This window comes from Vallitaleaceae bacterium 9-2, assembly GCA_038396585.1.
Taxonomy (GTDB): domain Bacteria; phylum Bacillota; class Clostridia; order Lachnospirales; family Vallitaleaceae; genus UBA1351.
In genome coordinates, this window is record CP121691.1 from 2,741,744 (window position 1) to 2,761,865 (window position 20,122).

The window sequence follows — 20,122 nt, forward strand, 5'->3', positions numbered from 1 at the left end:
TAGTATATAGAGTCAGTTTTTTTGTCTTAATCTCTATAGCTCTCTTATTTTTTTTCTCGAATTTCAAGAACGAACTCTTCAATACGTTCAAGTGCCACTTTTAACTCTTCCACCGAATAAGCGTAACTGCATCGGATAAATCCTTCGCCTGAATCCCCAAAAGCTGTCCCAGGAACCACCGCTACTTTTTTCGATTTCAATAATTGTGTTGCAAATTCTTCTGACGTCAACCCGGTACTTTGAATCGATGGAAAAACATAAAATGCACCCTGAGGTTCAAAGCACTCAAGCCCCATATTATTGAAATATTCGACCATTAACCGTCGTCTTTGGTCATAGGCTACTTTCATCTCATCGATATCCTTATCTCCGTTTTTAGCCGCTTCAAGAGCTGCATATTGGCTAGTTGTCGGTGAGCACATAATTGCATATTGATGAATAATCTTAAGGACATCAATAAACTGTGCCGGTGCCACAACATACCCAATTCGCCATCCGGTCATCGCATAAGCTTTTGAAAATCCACTTACAATAATCGTTCGTTCTCGCATACCTTCCAAGGTTGCAATACTAACATGTTGGTCGCTATATGTCAGTTCTGCATAGATTTCATCAGAGATAACAATCAAGTCATGCTCTATGGCCACATCAGCAATCGCTTGCAAGTCTTCACGACTCATAACAGCACCTGTTGGATTATTTGGGAAAGATAAAATAATTGCTTTTGTCTTATCTGTCAGATGCGCTTCAACCTCTTCTCGTGTGAGACGAAACTCATTTTCAACCTTTAAAGCAATGGGTACGGGTATCCCTCCTGATAATGAGACACACGGTTTATAACAGACAAATGATGGCTCAGGAACTAACACTTCATCTCCTGGATTTAAAATCGTTCTAAGGGCAACATCGACCCCTTCACTTCCGCCCACTGTCACAACAATCTCTGTGTCATGATGGTAATCCAGTTCAAAGCGGCGTCTTAAATAATTACAAATCTCTTGACGTAATTCAACAAGTCCAGCATTCGATGTATAAAAAGTTCGTCCACGCTCTAAACTATAGATACCTTCTTCACGAATATGCCAAGGTGTATCAAAGTCCGGCTCACCCACACCAAGTGAAATAGCGTCCTTCATCGTTGTAACAATATCAAAAAACTTTCGTATACCTGAAGGCGGAATATTGACCGCCGTTCGGTTCAATTCACGATTCATCATGGTGTCACCGCCATTCGTTCATCTTTGCGCTCTTCTTCAAAAATAACACCATAGTCTTTATACTTTTTCAATACAAAGTGGGTCGCCGTACTTAAAACCGAGTCTAAAGGGGCTAACTTCTGTCCGACAAAGAGTGCAACTTCTTTCATCGTTGCTCCTTCAATAATTACTGTAAGGTCAAAACCACCTGACATCAAATATACAGACTTAACCTCTTCAAACATATAGATACGTCGTGCAATTTTGTCAAAACCTTCGCCTCGTTGAGGAGTTACGCGAACTTCAATTAATGCTGTAACTTTGTCTGTATTGGTTTTATCCCAATTAATGAGTGCGTGGTATCCACAAATAATACGTTCTTTTTCCATCTGAGTCAATTCTTGGCTAATGATATCTTCAGAGGTACCAAACATGGCGGCTAAATCTTTAACCGTTCTTTTGCTATGATTTTCTAGTGCATACAATAATTGTTCTTTCATTCATGATCCCTCCATATCTATTTTTGTGCACATCGTTCTAATGCTTTATAAAGTTCATCCGATTTAGGCGGAACAATAGAGCGATATGTATCTTCAAATTTAATGCGTTTATGATGCCCTTCATCGACTCGACCAATGATTGTTGCCAATACACCGGCTTGTTTCATATCTTCAACCATCTTATGCCCATCTTCTGTTACAATGAGTAATGCTCCACTGCCAATGAGCATATATGGATTCAAATCAAAGTATTCACATATTTCAACGGTTTCTTGCTGCACTGGTATTTTTGACTGATCAACAGTCAATCCATAATCTATCTTTTCTCCAAGTTCCCATAAGGCTCCAAATATCCCGCCTTCGGTAACATCATGCATCGCATATACTTTATATTTCATGGCAATCTGACTTTCTTTAATAATGGAAAGATACTGGTTGAAAGATTTTGCTCTAGATATAAGTTGGGAGTGGTAGTATTCCTTTAGCAACGCTTCTCCTGCATTTGCAATAATTGTCGTTCCTTCAAGTCCTGCCCATTTGCTCATCACGATATCCATGCCCGGTTTAACCAGTTCTTGGCGCAGCATTTGTTCTTTTTTAATTTTACCAATGCCTGTTACACTAACAATCGGTTGAATTACTGCATCCGTTACCTCGGAGTGTCCTCCGATAATCTGAACATTGTGTTTTTGGGTCTCTTGACTAATCTCACCCATCAACACTTTAAGTGCATCTTCCGTATATCCATCAGGCAACAAAAGGGTAATAAGCAGACCAATTGGCGTAGCTCCACTTGCTGCCAAGTCATTTAATGTAATATGTACCGCCAAAGCCCCTATCTCATGAGCTGCTCCTGTAATCGGGTCCGTTGATAAGACAATAACCTCATCCGGGGCTATCTCAACTATACCGCAGTCTTCTCCCACACCAGGGCCTACGAGTACTTCTTCTCTTTTCACTTGCAATTGCTTAAAAATCGACCGTTTTAAAACTGTTTCAGGTATTTTACCAATGTTCATATGTCCCTACCATTCTTTGAAAGTGTGCTGTCATAACTTAATTTGTCGTTTTTACCAAAAGAGTATCCCATACAATCAAAGCCATCTCTCCACGTGTGACAATTTGTGTCGGGTCTGTTTGACTACTCATCGGAATCACACCCAGCTCTTTGGCTTTCGTAATATAGTTCATCGGCCATTCACCAACTAGCTGATCTTTGTACCCGAGAGTATTGACCATAATAGCCACAACCTCTTGATATCGAATATTGGCCTCTGGTTGAAAACTTTGGTCCGGATACCCTTGAATCATATTTAAACGATAAGCATTTTGAACATGGTTATACGCCCAATGCGAATCATTAATATCTGTAAAGTTCATTGTCTCACCAGCAACATTTCCATTAGCATATCCACGAATTCTAACCATCATTGTTGCAACTTCAGCACGGGTTATCTTTCGATCAAGTCCCAAACTTCCGTCAGCATACCCTGTTAATACGCCTAACTGTTGAAGCTGATTTCCTGCATAACTTTGATCATTGGTCGCTGCTAATAAAGAAGGACCACTTATCATACTTGCTATCAGTATGAGTACAACCATATATGTGTAATAGTTTTTCACTTTTTGTAATCGCATAATTTCCTCCTAGATGACTATCAATACATTATGTGTATTTTACCATAAAGTGTGAAAAAAGCAAATAAGATAAATCATAGAAACTGATTTATCTTATTTAATGGAAGATTATGTATTTTTTGCGTTATGTTTCTTCAACGCATCTATGACTAATCAATCAAAACGCTGTGTTTAAGCATATTAGCCTTGGGGTGCTTCTATACTTTATGCATCTTAATTGTGTCATACCTCTTAGTAAGAACGTTTTTTGCCATTTTCAAGTAAATAACGTTCCGCTTCTAGATTCCATAATCCATTGGTTTTAGCTACGCATTGCGCAAGTCCTTTAAACAACGGATCCGTTTCACCTAGCTTCTCAAAATCCTCAATGGCTGTCATCGGCATCTCGATATCATTATAGACAATCTTTTTTCCTCCCGGAATGTTTGGAAGATTAAGAATAGTGTCAATAGCGCTATCGATTCCCCCAACATGTGTCAACATCACTGATGGGTTAATCAGTCCCTTTGATGACATCGCCAATGATTCTTTCATATCATCATCATTGCCCCCTGTCGATCCCATAATATGGGTTGGCGTATAATGAACATTATAAAAATTCACTTTTGCACTAAATGTGTTGTCCGAAGGCCCTGCAAAAAAGTTTAAGCAACCATCTTTACCCAGTATTGCATCCGCTTGTTCAACCACTGAAACAACCGGTGCATAGGCAAACACATCATCATAGCCTGTTTGGGAAGATAATTGCATTAATGTATCAATGGCATCGCCTGCTGCTGTATTTACATAATGCAGTTCCACACCTTGAGCTTTTGCGTCTTCAACGCCAAACAGTCGCTCGGCTCGTTTTAGCCGTTCTTCATTTATATCTGTAACAACAAGCAGCGATGGTCGTCGGTCACAATGGAGTGCATAATCAATTGCCCCTAGTCCCATTGGTCCCACTCCGGCTAATAGCGCCATCTTGCCCCCTTCTTTAATTCCCATATGATGTACATATTTTCCAGTTTCGGTATGATAATTTGCATGAAAGCCTCCAATAACACAACTCATCGGCTCTGACAAGGAGGCATCATAATAACTTTCTCCATCATAGTGAAGTAAAAAGCCTAGTTCCATGACCTCTTGTGGAATTACACAGTATGTTGTCAATCCACCGAAAAACTCAAAAGAGTACCCCGGTGCATAAGGACTTCCCTTATAATTTAATGCTGGTTGAATGGCAAATTTTTCTCCCGGTTTGAATTCTCCTTGCCATTTTTGACCGACTTCAACAATTTCTCCGGCAAACTCATGCCCCATAATTGTTGGATTTGTAGCTATATTTTCTGGAACGCGTTTATGCTTTGACCCTTGAATGACCGCCTTGTATGTGGACATACATATACTATTGCTAATGACCTTCACCAGGATTTCATCCTCTTTTATTGCCGGCAGTTCAAATGTCTCTAACTTTAATGTATTTACATCGTATAATCTCACTCCACTTGTTTTCATCGTTCAACCTCTTTCTTAAAATACTTGATTAGTAAATTGTTTATATACATAGTCTACATCTTGTGTACGTCTAAGTAACTCTACCTTTGCTTCATCTTCAACAATCTCCGCCAAATTTGATAAGATAACCAGATGTTCATTGCCTATGCCTGCAATGCCTACAACTAAATACACCGGATTGCCTCCAAAATCGACCCCATCCGGAAATTGAAGAACGCTAATTCCCGTTCGTTTGATGTTCTTTTTGGCCTCACTTACTCCATGCGGAATGGCGGTACCATTTCCGATGTATGTCGATAGTTCACTATCGCGCTGAACCATAGCATCAATATATTCATGTTCTACATATCCTTGTTCATAGAGAATCTGCCCTGCCATGCGTATTGCTTTTTCTTTGGTCACCGTTGTCAGACCTAGCTTTATATTTTCTTTTTGAAGCGTTGGTTTTTCTTCTAAACTGTTCATATGTTCACCGGGTTCATCTGTTGAACCCATCTCCTTTTCCAATACTTGCGCTAATTGTTCATAGAGTGTTGTCATCAAAAAATCTGAAATCGATAAATGTATCTTCTCCGGACACATCTGCATTGCACGTGCAGTCAATAGCTGATGGGTTATCACCACATCCGTATCCTTAGGTATCTGCTCAATAGGTTTGTTAAGCACCTCTACCTCAATATTTCTTTGGCGCAGTGCACTTCTAAGCTTACTTGCTCCCATCGCTGAAGACCCCATCCCCGCATCACATGCAACAACAATTTTATGAATGCCCTGTAACACGTTACTCTCAATTGGCAATCTATCTATATTCATCCTTTGAACTATGGACGACTGTTTTCCTTTTATCATTTGCATTTTTTCCTGCGCTGTGTTAAGGCTATGTTCATCTTGCTCTACTTTACGATCCATTAATATTGATGCTATCAAAAATGTCACCACTGTGGAAAAAACAATACCTAAAAAAACCGGAATTGCGCTTCCTTTAGGCGCCATGATTAACAGGGCAAAAACACTTCCTGGAGACGGTGTTGCCACAAGTGCAGCTCCTGTCAGTACAAAGGTTAAAATCCCTGTTGCTCCCCCTGCAATGACGGCAAAAATCAGCTTAGGTTGCATCAATATATAAGGAAAATATATCTCATGAATGCCTCCTAAAAAATGAATGATAATAGCTCCTGGCGCTGACTGTTTGATCATGCCTTTCGAAAACACAAAATAAGCTAATAAAATGCCTAGGCCGGGTCCAGGATTCGTTTCTAAAAGAAAATAAATTGATTGTCCTGTTTTAGCAGCCTCTTCAACACCTAATGGTCCAAGAACTCCATGATTAATCGCATTATTTAAAAATAGGACCTTGGCAGGCTCTATAAATACAGAAGCAAATGGCAATGCATTTGCTTGAACGACTGCCTCAACAGCAACACCTAACCCATGATTTAAGCGTTCTACAATAGGTCCTATACCCACATAGGCGCTTAAGCTTAAAACCGTTCCCACAATTCCTGCAGAAAAATTAGCAAAAAGCATTTCAAACCCTACCGGAATTTTGTCTTCAAACAATCGATCTACTTTTTTGATGCACCATCCGGCAAAAGGTCCCATAATCATTCCGCCAATAAACATGGGAATCGTTGTTCCAATGATAATTCCCATCGTCGCAATGGCTCCAAGGACACCCCCTCGGACGTCACTTACAATTTTTCCTCCTGTATATCCAATAAGTAACGGCAATAAATAGGTGATCATCGGATCTATGACAAGAGCAAATTTTTCATTTGGAATCCATCCTGTCGGTATAAATAGAGCAGTTATTAATCCCCAAGTAATAAATGCGCCTATATTTGGCATAACCATGCCACTTAAAAACCGTCCGAATTTTTGTATTTTTTGACTGTATGCTGCCATCACAATCCTCCATTATGTTTTATACATATGATTCATAATGTGCCTATGACACATTATGAATCATAACATACATCTATTCGCTTAATTCTTCAATTAATTGATCATAAGCATCGGTCATGATAAAATCTTCTATCGAAATATGACGCGCTCTTGGCACTACAGCCTTAGCCCTATTGGTTAATTGCTTATGTGTAATAACAATATCTACATCTTCTGGCAATGCATCAATTGATGTATTAAGCACCTCGATATCCAAGCCCGCCTTTTTAACTTTATTGCGTAACTTGCTGGCTCCCATTGCTGAGGATCCCATACCTGCATCACATGCTACAATGATTTTCTTCACGTTCGATACTTTAATAACTGTTGATTGTTTTCCCTTATTTTTTAATGTTTGTTCTTTTGCTTTCGAAAAAGAATCTTCACCGACACCTTTTTTACGCTTAATCAACACAGATGCGATTAAAAAAGACACTGTGGTTGATATTACCACTCCAAGTAATACCGGCAACAGCCCTCCTCTAGGTGCCATAGCCGACAACGCAAAAATACTTCCTGGCGATGGTGTTGCTACTAGTCCCGCTCCAGTTACAACAAACGTAAATACGCCTGATGCGCCTCCTGCAATGACTGCTAAAAGTAGCGATGGCTGCATTAAAATATATGGAAAATATATTTCATGTATTCCACCCAAAAAGTGAATGATAATAGCTCCTGGCGCTGATTGTTTAATCATTCCTTTGGAAAATACCCAGTATGCTAATAAAATTCCAAGGCCTGGTCCCGGATTGGTCTCTAACAAGAAGAAAATAGACTGTCCGGTTTCTGCTGCCTGTTCAATTCCTAAAGGACTGAGCACACCATGATTAATTGCGTTATTCAAAAACAAAATTTTTGCAGGTTCAATGAAAACCGATGCAATCGGAAGTAATCCTGCACTTACAATAGATTCCACCGCAGACCCTAAAAAATTGCTTAAGCTTTCAACAACAGGTCCAATACCTAAATACGCAAATATTGTCAACACCCCACCAATAATCCCTGCTGAGAAATTATTGACTAACATCTCAAATCCTGCTGGTATTTTTCCATCAATGGATTGGTCAAATTTTTTAATGCACCAACCGGCAAGAGGCCCCATAATCATTCCACCGATAAACATAGGAATTGATGTACCTATAATAACTCCCATAGTTGCTATGGCTCCAAGAACCCCTCCGCGTACATCAGCAACTATTTTTCCTCCTGTATAACCAATGAGCAATGGTAATAAATACGTAATCATCGGTCCGACAAGTGTTGCAAGATTTTCATTTGGAATCCATCCTGTCGGTATAAAAAATGCTGTAATCAATCCCCACGCAATAAACGCTCCAATATTTGGCATTACCATTCCGCTTAAAAATCGTCCGAATGTTTGAATTTTTTCCCGTGAACCAACGTTACTTTTAACTGCTTGATCCATAACATACCTCCATTATTTAATATAAAATTAAGTTGTCCACTGATCAATGGTATGCTTTCATTATGCGCCTACTTTAACTAAAAATAAAGCAATAGACCTTTAACTTTGTCTATTGCACTAAGTGACATAAATGGGACAAAGAAAAAAGAAAGCTTTAGACGCCTAAAACTTTCTTTTGAAAAAACTTATCCAGCATTTGATATAACTGGGTTTGCACCACATCCGCCGTTCCCGTTTGAATCGTATCTGACATTGTAGTTGATATAATGCCATGGGTGATTTCAGATAATACTTCAAGGATTTTTTCATCATACCTAAGGGGACCTACCATAACAACCACTGTATGAATGCTTTTATTTTGTATCGGTTCACTTAATCGAAGAATATTAACACAGATTTCCTTTGTAATATCTGCACGACAATGCAACAAAATCACGCCTTTTTTGTTTAGTATCGTCGCCCCTTTTTCCTCTCTTTCATGAAACGCTTTCTCAAGAACCTTGATTTCTTCATTCGAAGAAGCAATCTGGTGGCTAACATAAGCAATCAACTGCTTGTAAGATTGCATCTGAACTTGGTCGCTAAACCTATAGTTTTCAATTACCTCTAAGATAATATCTGCATACCGCTTTAGGTGCACATATTTTTCATAAATACTATCTGGACTTTTTATTGATTCCGGTTCAGGTCTTGGCTTGGTGCGTTGCAGTGCCTGATTAATCTTATGCAAATCCTTTTCTTGTAAAATCGAGCCGACAACAACATAAGGAACGCTGACTTCTTTAGGCTCAATGGTTGTCACCAGCAAATCCACACCATCTTTTTGCATCCTTTCTTCAATATTATCAAAGACACTTACCACATCACTAATGACAATATTAGAGAAATTTTTTTCTAATTGTGAAATTAGAAGATGGGACGCTCCGATACCATACATGCATGCGACGATTACTTTATATTTTTTTACAATTTCACGTGTGCCTTTATGAATAGCCGCCCCGATATGGGTTGCCAAATACGCGATTTCATCTTCTGGAACTTTTAGTTTTTCTTTTTCTTCAATAACCCGAACACTTTTTTTTACACTATCATAAAGTTTAGGATACATTACATGGATTTCTGTGAGCAAAGGATTGATAATGTCCAAATTCATCTTCATGCGATATAATGCGGGCCTCAAATGCTTTACAAGCCCAAAAATCAACTGGTCATTATCCGAAAGATAAATACCGGTTTCTTTTTCAACCGATTTGATAAACTCTTTTGCTAACTGGATGACTTTAAAATCATCTGTCATGCTCATCTTAAATTCTGCACCAGTTTCTCGAAGTTTACTCCCTTTAATGTGCATCACTAAATATAAGCGTTCATCTTCCGGTAGTTTTTTGAATGGATTGTTTGGCAAATCCTCCATCCATTCTTCAAGCAACTGATTAACCGGATCTTTTCGAAGTTGCCGTTTTAATCGCTCATCCAATATATTTTTTTGCCAAAACAATTCTCGCTTAAGTGTTATACTAAAGCGGATAAAAAGTGCAATATATGCATTGTCTGCAAAATAATAAAAATGCTCTTTTTCTAAACGCGTGATTAACTCCTTAATGTACGTCAAACTATCTAGATGCAACAAATCAAGAATCGAACGATTGATATATTTTTTAAACACACTGATACTTAAATGTTTTTGCCGACTTTCTGTCATCAGCTCAAACAAATCCACAAAATGAAAATGTTCATAAATCAAATTGACAATCGCTTTTCTCTTTGCCTTTTCATCGCCTTCGAGTAATATCCCTAATCCGGGGCGTCGAACAATATATAAGTCATATTGAGCAAACCATGGTTCAATTTGCTGCAAATCATTACTAATCGTCCCTTCTGTCACATCCAGCAAGACCGTCAGTGAATATATTTTTGTCACGTCAGTCATTTTAAGTAATTCGGCCTTAAGAATAATCTGGCGCTCCTGTGGTGTATAGATGATATTTCCTTTTTCTGAATAAAGGGTCGTCAGCAATGTCTCTCTAACTGTCGTTGATACTTCAACTTTTAACCCTCGTCCTTTTTTCTTTCGAAATGGAACCTTTTGCTGCAAAAACCACGTCTCAACCGCGTCTAGCTCACGTAACACCGTACGTGAGCTTACTTTTATTTCATCTGCAATTTGCTGAATTGTTATATACGCGTCGGCCTCAAGTATCTGGACAATAATCTCCTTGGTTCGCGATGTCAACATTTTTTTCACCTCATGGAATGTATTTTACAGAATCATCTTCTTCCATTATAGCAGTTTTTATCATGAAACTAAAAGGAGTTCCTTAAAAATGTCACTTAGATCAAGTGACACTTTTTATATTAATGTCAAAATCATGAAAAAGTGACATGCACTTCCTGCCATGACAAACAAATGAAACACTTCATGAAATCCAAACCATTTTCCTTTAAGTTTTGGCCACTTCGTTCCATAGATTAAACCGCCGATTGTATAGATAACCCCTCCTGCCACAAGAAGGAAAAAACCAGCCGATGTCATTGTTTTAAACAATGGATAGATGGCAAAAATAGCAATCCAACCCATTAAGATATACTGGAGCGTCGAAAGCCATCGCGGTGCATTCATCCAGAATAATTTTAAAAATATACCTAAAATCGCTGCAATCCATACAACGACAAGTACTGTCAAACCTGTGCGTCCACCATTGGTTGCCTGCAAAGGAATCAGACAAACAGGAGTATATGTACCTGCAATCAATACAAAAATCATCATATGATCGATGCGCTTCATAATACGACTCATTTTTTTGGGTTGTTCCATAATATGATACGTAGTACTTGCAGAATACAATAGGACCAAACTGAGTCCAAAAATCCCAAAGCCAATCATATGTAGTGTTGTCCCTACATAGTATGCTTTTATAACTAAATATGTAACGGCCACTAGCGAAAGAATCGCCCCTAAAAAATGTGTAAGTGCACTAATAGGATCTTGAATTTTAACTGTCATTTTTCCACCTCTACCTCTAATCGTTATATATGTTCTTTGATGTGGTTATCAATACTACTTATTGTTATATGATATCACAGCTACATATTTTGTCAAGATTTTTTTGAAGAACAAAGCGACTCTGTCGCGTTATCTCAAAGAGATATTGTTCGCGGAGGGAAAGGTCCTTGACGCTTTCTGCTGCGTTTCAAAGCAGAAAGCTCAAGTAAGACTTTCCTGGAGAACAAAAAAAGTTGCCAAAGGCAACTCTTTACATCATATATGGAGCAATCATTCCTATAATCAACGCCATAATAATAACCGCTGATACAACAACTGCGGTTCTTTTTATTAACTTTCTATTTGTAAAAAACACCAAATCACTCCATTTCTTTAACTGATAACATCTGTATGTTCGCCTAAGTCGCTTTGACACTTAAAGCATATACATAGTATAATATAGTCTATCTAGATTATCAAGTTCCATTAACATATAAGGAGGCAAATCATGTCTTTTCCATCCATTTTTATAATTTTTATCATTCTTGTAGCATTATTTCAGCATCATCTTAGAAAGAATATGCGTCAAGAAAACCAAAATCGTGCACAATTTTGGTCCAAAGAAGAAAAATCATTATCCACTCGACGCAAGGAACTTCACCCAGAAGATTACATCACTCCCAATCTGACATGGTTAACCCTACCGGATATACCTTCACTTGAAGCCGGTCAGAAAATTCATTATCAACAGGTAAGTAAGCATCTTCAAGAATTATCAACTATGGACATGATGAACTTTTCTAATTTAACCAATACAGAAGTTCGTATTCGATTTGGAACGGCCAATCAAACCATCATTACTCAAAATGAAGCCAACTATAACCATTTTTTAAAAGCTCTTGCTGAGTACGGACATTTGATGATTGAGCTTGAAGAGTATCAAGAAGCTATCCACGCCTTTGAAGAAGCCATACGTATTGGAAGTGATTATAGTGATCACTATATAACCCTTGCCAAACTCTACGCACAACATCATCAACATCAAAAACTGTCCGATTTAAAACACAAAGCTTCTTCTTTAGATTCTCTTAATAAAACAATGATTGAGAAAAAACTAGCAGCCTTTTAGAAAGCGAATTCGGTCAATATATTGACTTGCTTCACTTTTAGTCAATGCTTCCACAGCAACGTCTTCAAAGACACGATGTTTCTTAATCAATGCATTCAGATATGACTTTTGCCTTGGGGTAATCGGCGAACTCTTCTTAGCCCTCCAGTGCAAAGGTTTTGCATCAAAAATCTTTTGGTCCATATCCGAAAATTCTTTTTTGAACACTTCAAACAATTCATAAGTTGCTAACGCATCGTGGTAAGCACGATGCGCTTTTTCACGCTCTATTTCAAAGTGTTCAATCAAATATGTTAAACTTCGACTTTTTAAGGCTGGTAAGCACAACTTGGCTATCTCTAGTGTATCGATTCCTGTATGTTCAAACGCATACCCACATTGTTGACAATGATACTTTAAAAAAGAAAAATCAAACAAGATATTATGTCCTATTAATGGAAGGTCTTCAACAAATGTTAAAAACTCTGGAATAACTTCCTCAAAGCTAGGTGCATTTTCTACCATGGCATTATCTATACCTGTAATCTGTGTTATCTGTGGAGAGATTGACACCTTTGGATTAATCAGTTGACTATACTGCTTCTTCACCTGACCATCAATAATTTTTACCGCACCGATTTCTGTAATATAATTACTTGTCGGATTAATACCGGTTGTTTCAATATCTACAACTACATAATTCCAAGGTCCAATATGCATAACATCTCCTACTTTTCTCTAACTCTATAGATTAAAAAGCTCCAAAACGCTTTTTTCTTGGTTTTCAATATGGCGAAGCGCAATCGAAGATGCATCTAAGCCCCTTCGCTCCTTCATCGCATTGACAATCTCATCATGTTCTATGACTAGTTGATCATAATTTTCCATTTTATAGATATATTCGACACGAAAACGATAAATCTGTTCACGCAAGTTATTAATTATCTGAATTAATTTTTCATTGTCTGATGAATGAAAAATAATGTCATGAAATTCAACATCCTTGTTGATAATCATCTCGACATCTTTTTTTGCCGCAGCAATCCTAAACTCTTCATTAACCTCAACAAGTTCATTTAACTCTTCATCTGACATTTTTTTGCATGCCAATCTAACCGCTAGAGCTTCCAAGGTTGCTCGTACTTCTAGTACATCAATAATATCTTTGTTGGTAATACTAGCAACCTCTGCACCCTTGCGCGGAACCATAATAACAAGTCCTTCTAATTCAAGTTTACGGATAGCCTCACGAATCGGTGTACGACTAACGCCCATGCGTTCTGCCAATTGTTTTTCCATTAATCGTTCGCCTGGTGCAAAATCTCCCTTTAATATCGCTTCTCTAAGCGTATTAAAAACAATGTCGCGTAATGGTAAGTATTCGTTTAGATTTACTTTTAATTTTTGTTCCATAACTAATCCCTCTTTCGATTATATATTGTGGTTAGATAGACAAACTGTAAATTATGTTCTTTACGTAATCTTTTTTTTGCCTGTTCAGCTTTCTTTTTATCTGTAAACAGACCATATACTGTCGGTCCACTTCCGCTCATAAGTGATCCTTGGGCTCCTAGCATCAACATATCCACTTTAATCTTTGCAATCTCCGGATGCATCTCAATCGTAACACTTTCAAGAACATTGCCAAGATGAGCACATATTTTTTGAATATTTTGCTCTTGGATTCCTACCAAAAGTGTATCCGTATCTGGATGTTCCTGTGGCAGTATATCATCATAGCGTTGATATACTGCTGGTGTCGATACACTAAAACGTGGCTTGGCAATAAGTACATATGCCTTTGGAAATGGATCAAGTACTTCTAGTTGTTCTCCTAATCCTGATGCCAACACGGTTCCTTGCATAATGCAATATGGGATATCTGCTCCAAACTGTTCTCCGATATCCATCATTTCATTTTGTGATAATCTTAATTGAAAAAGCTTGTTCATTCCGATAATTGTTTGTGCCGCATCTGAACTTCCACCCGCCATGCCAGCGGCTACTGGAATCATTTTATAAAGATCCACATACACACCATCATCAATGGCGTACTTTTCTTTCATAAACTGTATGATTTTATATACCAAATTACGCTCGTCCACAGGCAAATAAGGTAAATTCGTATGTATCGTGATTTGATTTTCTTTTTGCTTTCGCAAAAGCAATTTATCATATAGATTAATGGTTTGCATAATCATTAAAACATCGTGGTATCCATTATCTCTGCGCCCGATAACATCTAGGGAAATATTAATTTTTGCTCTTGCTTTCAATTTGATTTCTCGCATTTTCTTCTCCAATGTACTTTGTATACTTCATATTATATACAAAAAAGAATCAGTACGCAATAAAAAAAGCGACCTATTGGCGCTTTTTCACAATTCTTATGGATTTATTCTATGATACGATCTCCTTACACAAGGATAATTCAACTGTATGTGTCAATACATCTGTATAGCTATAGGATACTACCCTTTCTGAACGGTGAAATCTATCATAGACTTTTACAACAAAAATACTTGGATATGTGTTTTCAATAATCCCTTCTTTAACCACAATTTTCTTTCTACCCTTATTGGCTCGAATCTTTACTCGACTGCCTACATAATTATTAATCTCCTGCTTGACTTGAAAAAGATCATCTCTTCCTATCATATCACACCTCACCTTTGGCAAACATATGTTTTGACTGTATTGTATACATTATACCACAATACGTGAAGATAGTCAATTTAACTGATTATGATAACAAATTCGCTCTTACATGTCAACCTTTTTTCCCAAGTTTTTTTCAAGAAAAAACCCCTAGTTTATAGGGGTTTCAAAATTTTAATGAAATCTATTCTATTTTACCAATAGGTCAAAACTACTATTTGGATTGAATAATTTGATCTATATACTTCATTACTTCTTCTTCAAGCTGTTGGCGTAATGTTAATGCTGCTTTTTCACTTTCGCCTTTAACACCAAAATAAAATTTAACTTTAGGCTCTGTTCCTGATGGTCTTACGCAAAACCAAAGGTCATCCTCAAGTTCATAGTAGAGTACATTCGATGAAGGTAACCCTGTAGAAGTGGTTTCACCTGTCACAAAGTTCTTAATCACACCCTCTTCATAGTCTCTCGCCGCAAGAACTTGCTTTCCGCCAAAACTTTTAGGAGCATTTTCACGAAGTTGTGAAAGAATGTATTGAATCGTCGCCACACCCTCTACACCTTTAAGTGTAATACTTTGTAGGGACTCCATATAATATCCGTATTTTTCATAGAGTTCAATCAATGCTTCATATAATGTTAGCCCCTGTGACTTATAATATGCCGCTAGCTCCGCAACACCCATCACAGCTACAACTGCATCCTTATCCCTTGCATGTGTACCGATTAGGCAGCCATAGCTTTCTTCAAACCCAAAGAGATATTCGTGTGACCCTGTTTCTTTAAACTCTTTGATTTTTTCACCTATATATTTAAATCCAGTAAGGACTTCCATAAATTCTACATCATATGCTTTTGCTATCGGACGCGACATATTTGTCGATACAATGGTTCCAATAACAGCTCCATTATCCGGTAATATGCCTTTTTCTTTTTTGCGCTTTAAAATATATTCCATGAGTAACATGCCTATATTATTACCGGAAAGCGGAACGTAACTGCCATCTTTAGCTTTCGCAAGGACCCCTAAACGGTCTGCATCTGGGTCTGTTGCCATAATAACATCTGCATCTTTTTCTTTTCCTAACTTAAGTGCCAATTCAAAGGCTTTAATATCTTCCGGATTCGGATAGCTTACTGTAGAAAATTCGCTGTCGGGCAATTCCTGCTCTGCAACAACATACACATGTTCAAATCCGATTTCATCTAAGATTCGACGCACAGGGATATTGCCTGTTCCATGTAGTGGTGTATAGACAATTTTGAAGCCTTTTGCTTCTTTTTTTATGACTTGTGGGTCAATAATTAATTTTTTTAGTTCTTCGATATAAGCATCATCAATTTCCTTACCGATAACATGATAGCGTCCGGCACTCTCAGCCTCTTCACGCCCCATTGTTGCAATCGTTTCATAATCCGTAATTGAATTGACTTCATGAATAATCGCTTTATCTTTTGGCGACGTAACTTGCGCGCCATCTTCCCAATACACTTTATACCCATTATATTCAGGAGGATTATGACTTGCAGTAATAACAATACCCGATATTGCATTGAGTTGGCGTACTGCATAGGATAATACAGGTGTTGCTCTTAAGGATTCAAAGACATAAGCTGTAATATTGTTAGCTGCAAGAACGCGTGCCGCTTCATCCGCAAATTCCGGTGAAAAACGTCGAGAATCATAAGCAATAACAACGCCACGTTTCATGGCTTCTTCGCCTTCTTTTTTGATATAGTTTGAAAGACCTTGTGTTGCTTTTCGAATGGTATAAATATTAATTCTATTGGTTCCCGCACCGATAACACCACGCAATCCACCCGTACCAAATTCTAACTCCCTATAAAATCGATCTTCAATCTCTTTTGCATTGTCTTGAATCGCTCTTAATTCTTGTTTTGTTTCCTCGTCAATAGCTGGATTCGTTAACCACTCTTGATATTTTTCCATATAGCTCATCCATTTTCCTCCTTTGTTTATCTACTCGGGTATTTAATTTCCATATACATCTTGGACTGGATTTGTCGTCCCTGTTCCATCATTTTGATTCGCGTTAGGTTGGGTCGGATCATTAGGTGTCTGTCCATTGCCTTGGTCAGGTGTTGGAACAGGAACCGTAGGAATCTCCGTCATCGACGAAACCGTATAATAATAATCTTCACCTGTATCTTCTATGAACACATTACGTTCCCATGTGTTATAGTCTGTTTTACGTAATTGGAGCGTATGTCCGCCTGGAGTAATAGGTACTCCAAGGGGTTTATTTGCTTCAAGTGTGCCTTTTAACACATTATCAACATAAAAATTAGCTCCCGCAGGTCCACTAATATAAATATATAACGGTTCAACTTCCATGTCAATGCGCTGAGCAATATAGGCTTGGTCCACAACCAATATCCCTTCCCAAGACACATATCCCGGACTTTCAACACGAACTGAATACTCTCCATAGTCCAGTTGGCGCTCCTGCGTCGGGTTGTCAATTTTTTTATCATCAATATAGACGGTCGCATCGGGTTGGACAATTTCTAGTCGAACAGTTGCCACTCTAGGTGCCAACTCGCCAAGGTCCACAACGAACTCTTCGTTTTCTTCTATAAAGACCGATGCCGAATACGGTGTCATCTGTTCATTTGTAACTACAATTTGATGCACGCCGGCTTTAATAGGCACTTTCATATCCCTTACGATGGTATGGGACTCACGGTTTCCTATTTCTAAGCGTCCATCAATATAGGACTCATAGTTTTTTAGAACCAAAAATCCATGTCCATTTTCCACTAAAATCGACCAAACCTTACCTTCATGTGCACGAACGACAATATCATCTGCTACACTTAGCTTGGAAATCTCAACAGGTCCTTCACTGTTTTTCACTAAAACATTATGGTCATATTCAAAAATATCACTTCCAATTTGAATCGTCTTTAATTCTTCATTGGCAACAAAGTTATCAATATTACGAATGGTTTGCACTTGTGCCGCAATCTTAATTGACTCTGTTACATAATCATCCACTTCATATTTGACATTAACCAAGTACCCAGGAATAATCTTTTCGAGCACAATATGTGTTCCATACTCATCTTCAATGGATGTGGCTGCTGTAACTTTTAAGGTTAAACTGGTACTGGTATCCACATCCACAATGACCATCTTCTGATTTAATTTATCAACTTCTGTCACTAATCCTAAGCCACGGGTATATGTTTTGTCTTTTTCCGCGTCTTGACTTAGTTCTTCATCACTCTCTTGTGTTGGAAGCGCACTCGTAACTTTGCCCTTATCCTCTGTTTTTAAAGAGCTAGCAAAGATAATGCCTCCAATAATAATAATGGTTAGCCCTACAATTCCAGCGATAATCATCTTTGTCAATATATTCTTTTCTACTTTTAGTTTCATAGCATCTCCAAACTTATTCCATAACCGCATCATATAAACGATGGGTCATGTTAATTCTTCTTGTCATCTGCGGTGTTAGGCTAAACTGAGCTTTATGCTTAATGTTATAGCTATTGCCACGTTCTTTTTCTAGTTGCTCCAATTCATATTCTAGTCTAAATATTTCTGAAAATAAACTGTCGTCTTTTGATAGCGTCCCGGCTTCATAACGTCCATGTAATATAAGATAGGAAATATCAAGGTGTCTGGCATAGTTTTCTATCCACAACGGCGCTAATTTTTTGCATTGATATGAATAAAACAAACTCTTTTTTAAATCTCCACTATTATAATAGTATTCTCTCAAAAATGCAAATCCTTCATAATAATAGGCATTTTGCTCAACAAAGCGCTGCACCTTTGCATCAAAGTCCTCTTCTTGGTTATGTCCCTCATGTATCCATCCTGTCATCGCCTTCGTATAATACGGATACGCTTCTAGTGCTTTTTCATACTCACCTTGATATGTATATATAGCAGGAATTAAAAAATATGCATACGCCATTGTTAAGATGACAACCCATGCTCCTATGAGATATCTAGCCGCTGTCTGCAGTCTAAAACTCTTGATTGCTATATTATCGTCAATGATTAGCACCAACATATACAAAAAAATAACATATGCGATAAACTGAACATCAAAATCTGCAAAAGAATGTAGGAAAAATCCTGTAATTCCTATAAACCCTATTGCTTTTTCTATTTTCTTTTGTCGAATGCTTTGAAGTATTTTATTCAGAAAGAATACGAGCTGTCCAATGAAAAGTCCCCCTGCAAGAATTCCATAATCTAAACTTGCCTGTAAAACAGAAGAATGAATGTAACGCACATGATAGGTTGCTCCTGTTTGAAAAAAACGTTGTGTATAATAATACCCCATGTAGCCATAGCCACGAAGTCGTTGACGAATCATACTTATTCCGTCTTCATAATATAGTAATCTTGATTGAAATTCGCTTGCATTCATATCCAAGTCATATGAACGATAAACGTTGAATTCAGGTAATAAAAAATATAGAATACCTTGGCTCAATATAAATCCAAGTCCCATCCAAAAAATGTCTTTTCGATGCTTTGGTAAAAAAAAGCAAAGAATAAGCGAATATACACATAAGACAACAAAGGTCATACGACTTTGACTTAGGGCAATCATCATCGTGAATATCATAAGCAAACTACGGCGAAGACGTGTTGGTGGATTTTTATAGATGACAAGGACAATGGCTCCAAATATATAAATCCCAAAGGTATTGGCATATTGAAAAAAACCGCCTAGTCGGCTCTCCTGAATAAAAAAGCTACGTACTACATGCGGGTTTGGCAACACGACAATACTTCCTATAACAATAAGCGCCATGAACGTTGCTGAAATAATAAACGTAGTTGCCACCTGATGATTGACTTGTTTTTCGTCTATCGCCTTAAAACTGTCGTAACATAATATCACCATAACAGGAACTAGATTACGCAATATACCAAAAGGCTGCATCCCTATATCAATCGCCGAGTCGAAGTTCAGTAAGCTCAATATAAAAAGACCAATTACAAATAAGCGCACACCATCAATACGAAAGGTGAATTTTCCCGATACAATCACAACCACAAGCACAATACTGTGTATCACTCCAAAACCCAAAACAGCGTAGTTAAAATACCCTCCTTGAATAAAAGGAAGAATAAAAAGGCTTAATAGCCAAATTCTGTAGTTTATTCGCATGACAGCATTCATT

At 37.8% G+C, this 20,122-nt stretch carries 17 protein-coding genes; 1 reads left to right on the forward strand and 16 read right to left on the reverse strand.

Features of this window, described 5'->3' with window-relative positions; translation table 11 throughout:
• Positions 1–44: 44 nt before the first annotated feature.
• From QBE53_12685 to QBE53_12725, 9 genes are all read right to left on the reverse strand, one after another.
• Positions 45–1,214 (reverse strand): aminotransferase class I/II-fold pyridoxal phosphate-dependent enzyme, encoded by a 1,170-nt coding sequence (locus QBE53_12685; GenBank protein ID WZL83311.1) that lies wholly within the window; start codon positions 1,212–1,214, stop codon positions 45–47.
• A complete protein-coding gene (locus tag QBE53_12690) occupies positions 1,214–1,696 on the reverse strand; it encodes an Lrp/AsnC family transcriptional regulator (protein ID WZL80656.1) in 483 nt (160 codons plus the stop codon). Before QBE53_12690 ends, QBE53_12685 begins: the two co-directional genes overlap by 1 nt.
• A gap of 17 nt (positions 1,697–1,713) precedes the next feature.
• Positions 1,714–2,715 (reverse strand): AIR synthase family protein, encoded by a 1,002-nt coding sequence (locus QBE53_12695; GenBank protein WZL80657.1) that lies wholly within the window; start codon positions 2,713–2,715, stop codon positions 1,714–1,716.
• A 37-nt stretch (positions 2,716–2,752) separates the two neighbouring features.
• Positions 2,753–3,334: an S-layer homology domain-containing protein gene (locus QBE53_12700; protein ID WZL80658.1), complete on the reverse strand. Its 582-nt coding sequence runs from the start codon at positions 3,332–3,334 to the stop codon at positions 2,753–2,755.
• A 231-nt stretch (positions 3,335–3,565) separates the two neighbouring features.
• Positions 3,566–4,831: a zinc-binding dehydrogenase gene (locus QBE53_12705; protein ID WZL80659.1), complete on the reverse strand. Its 1,266-nt coding sequence runs from the start codon at positions 4,829–4,831 to the stop codon at positions 3,566–3,568.
• A gap of 15 nt (positions 4,832–4,846) precedes the next feature.
• The gene (locus QBE53_12710) at positions 4,847–6,736 is read right to left on the reverse strand and encodes a PTS mannitol transporter subunit IICBA (GenBank protein ID WZL80660.1); all 1,890 of its coding nucleotides are present in this window, start codon (positions 6,734–6,736) and stop codon (positions 4,847–4,849) included.
• Between the two features lie 73 nt (positions 6,737–6,809).
• On the reverse strand, positions 6,810–8,201 hold the full coding sequence (locus tag QBE53_12715; GenBank protein WZL80661.1) for a PTS mannitol transporter subunit IICBA: 1,392 nt from the start codon (positions 8,199–8,201) through the stop codon (positions 6,810–6,812).
• A gap of 154 nt (positions 8,202–8,355) precedes the next feature.
• On the reverse strand, positions 8,356–10,437 hold the full coding sequence (locus tag QBE53_12720; protein ID WZL80662.1) for a PRD domain-containing protein: 2,082 nt from the start codon (positions 10,435–10,437) through the stop codon (positions 8,356–8,358).
• A 114-nt stretch (positions 10,438–10,551) separates the two neighbouring features.
• Entirely contained in the window at positions 10,552–11,205 is a 654-nt protein-coding gene (locus QBE53_12725; protein WZL80663.1) for a hemolysin III family protein, read from the reverse strand.
• Positions 11,206–11,692: 487 nt separating this feature from the next.
• Here QBE53_12725 and QBE53_12730 point away from each other — a divergent pair, with 487 nt between their 5' ends.
• Positions 11,693–12,313: a hypothetical protein gene (locus QBE53_12730; GenBank protein ID WZL80664.1), complete on the forward strand. Its 621-nt coding sequence runs from the start codon at positions 11,693–11,695 to the stop codon at positions 12,311–12,313.
• Here the strand turns inward: QBE53_12730 and QBE53_12735 are convergent.
• The 7 genes from QBE53_12735 to QBE53_12765 all read right to left on the reverse strand — a co-directional run bounded on the left by QBE53_12735 (position 12,299) and on the right by QBE53_12765 (position 20,121).
• The gene (locus tag QBE53_12735; protein WZL80665.1) at positions 12,299–13,012 is read right to left on the reverse strand and encodes a 3'-5' exonuclease; all 714 of its coding nucleotides are present in this window, start codon (positions 13,010–13,012) and stop codon (positions 12,299–12,301) included. The two genes, QBE53_12730 and QBE53_12735, sit on opposite strands and share 15 nt — an antisense overlap.
• Positions 13,013–13,036: 24 nt before the next feature.
• Positions 13,037–13,705 carry a GntR family transcriptional regulator gene (locus QBE53_12740; GenBank protein ID WZL80666.1) on the reverse strand — a complete coding sequence of 223 codons (669 nt, stop codon included), beginning with the start codon at positions 13,703–13,705 and terminating at the stop codon, positions 13,037–13,039.
• A 2-nt stretch (positions 13,706–13,707) separates the two neighbouring features.
• Entirely contained in the window at positions 13,708–14,583 is an 876-nt protein-coding gene (ispE, locus tag QBE53_12745) for a 4-(cytidine 5'-diphospho)-2-C-methyl-D-erythritol kinase (GenBank protein WZL80667.1), read from the reverse strand.
• Positions 14,584–14,692: 109 nt separating this feature from the next.
• Positions 14,693–14,950, reverse strand: coding sequence for a Veg family protein (locus QBE53_12750; protein ID WZL80668.1), 258 nt, complete (start codon positions 14,948–14,950; stop codon positions 14,693–14,695).
• Between the two features lie 214 nt (positions 14,951–15,164).
• Positions 15,165–16,910 carry a phospho-sugar mutase gene (locus tag QBE53_12755; protein ID WZL80669.1) on the reverse strand — a complete coding sequence of 582 codons (1,746 nt, stop codon included), beginning with the start codon at positions 16,908–16,910 and terminating at the stop codon, positions 15,165–15,167.
• 33 nt (positions 16,911–16,943) lie between these two features.
• Complete coding sequence (locus QBE53_12760; GenBank protein WZL80670.1) at positions 16,944–18,353, reverse strand: PEGA domain-containing protein; 1,410 nt, start codon at positions 18,351–18,353, stop codon at positions 16,944–16,946.
• 13 nt (positions 18,354–18,366) lie between these two features.
• The gene (locus tag QBE53_12765; GenBank protein WZL80671.1) at positions 18,367–20,121 is read right to left on the reverse strand and encodes an O-antigen ligase family protein; all 1,755 of its coding nucleotides are present in this window, start codon (positions 20,119–20,121) and stop codon (positions 18,367–18,369) included.
• Position 20,122 lies beyond the last annotated feature (1 nt).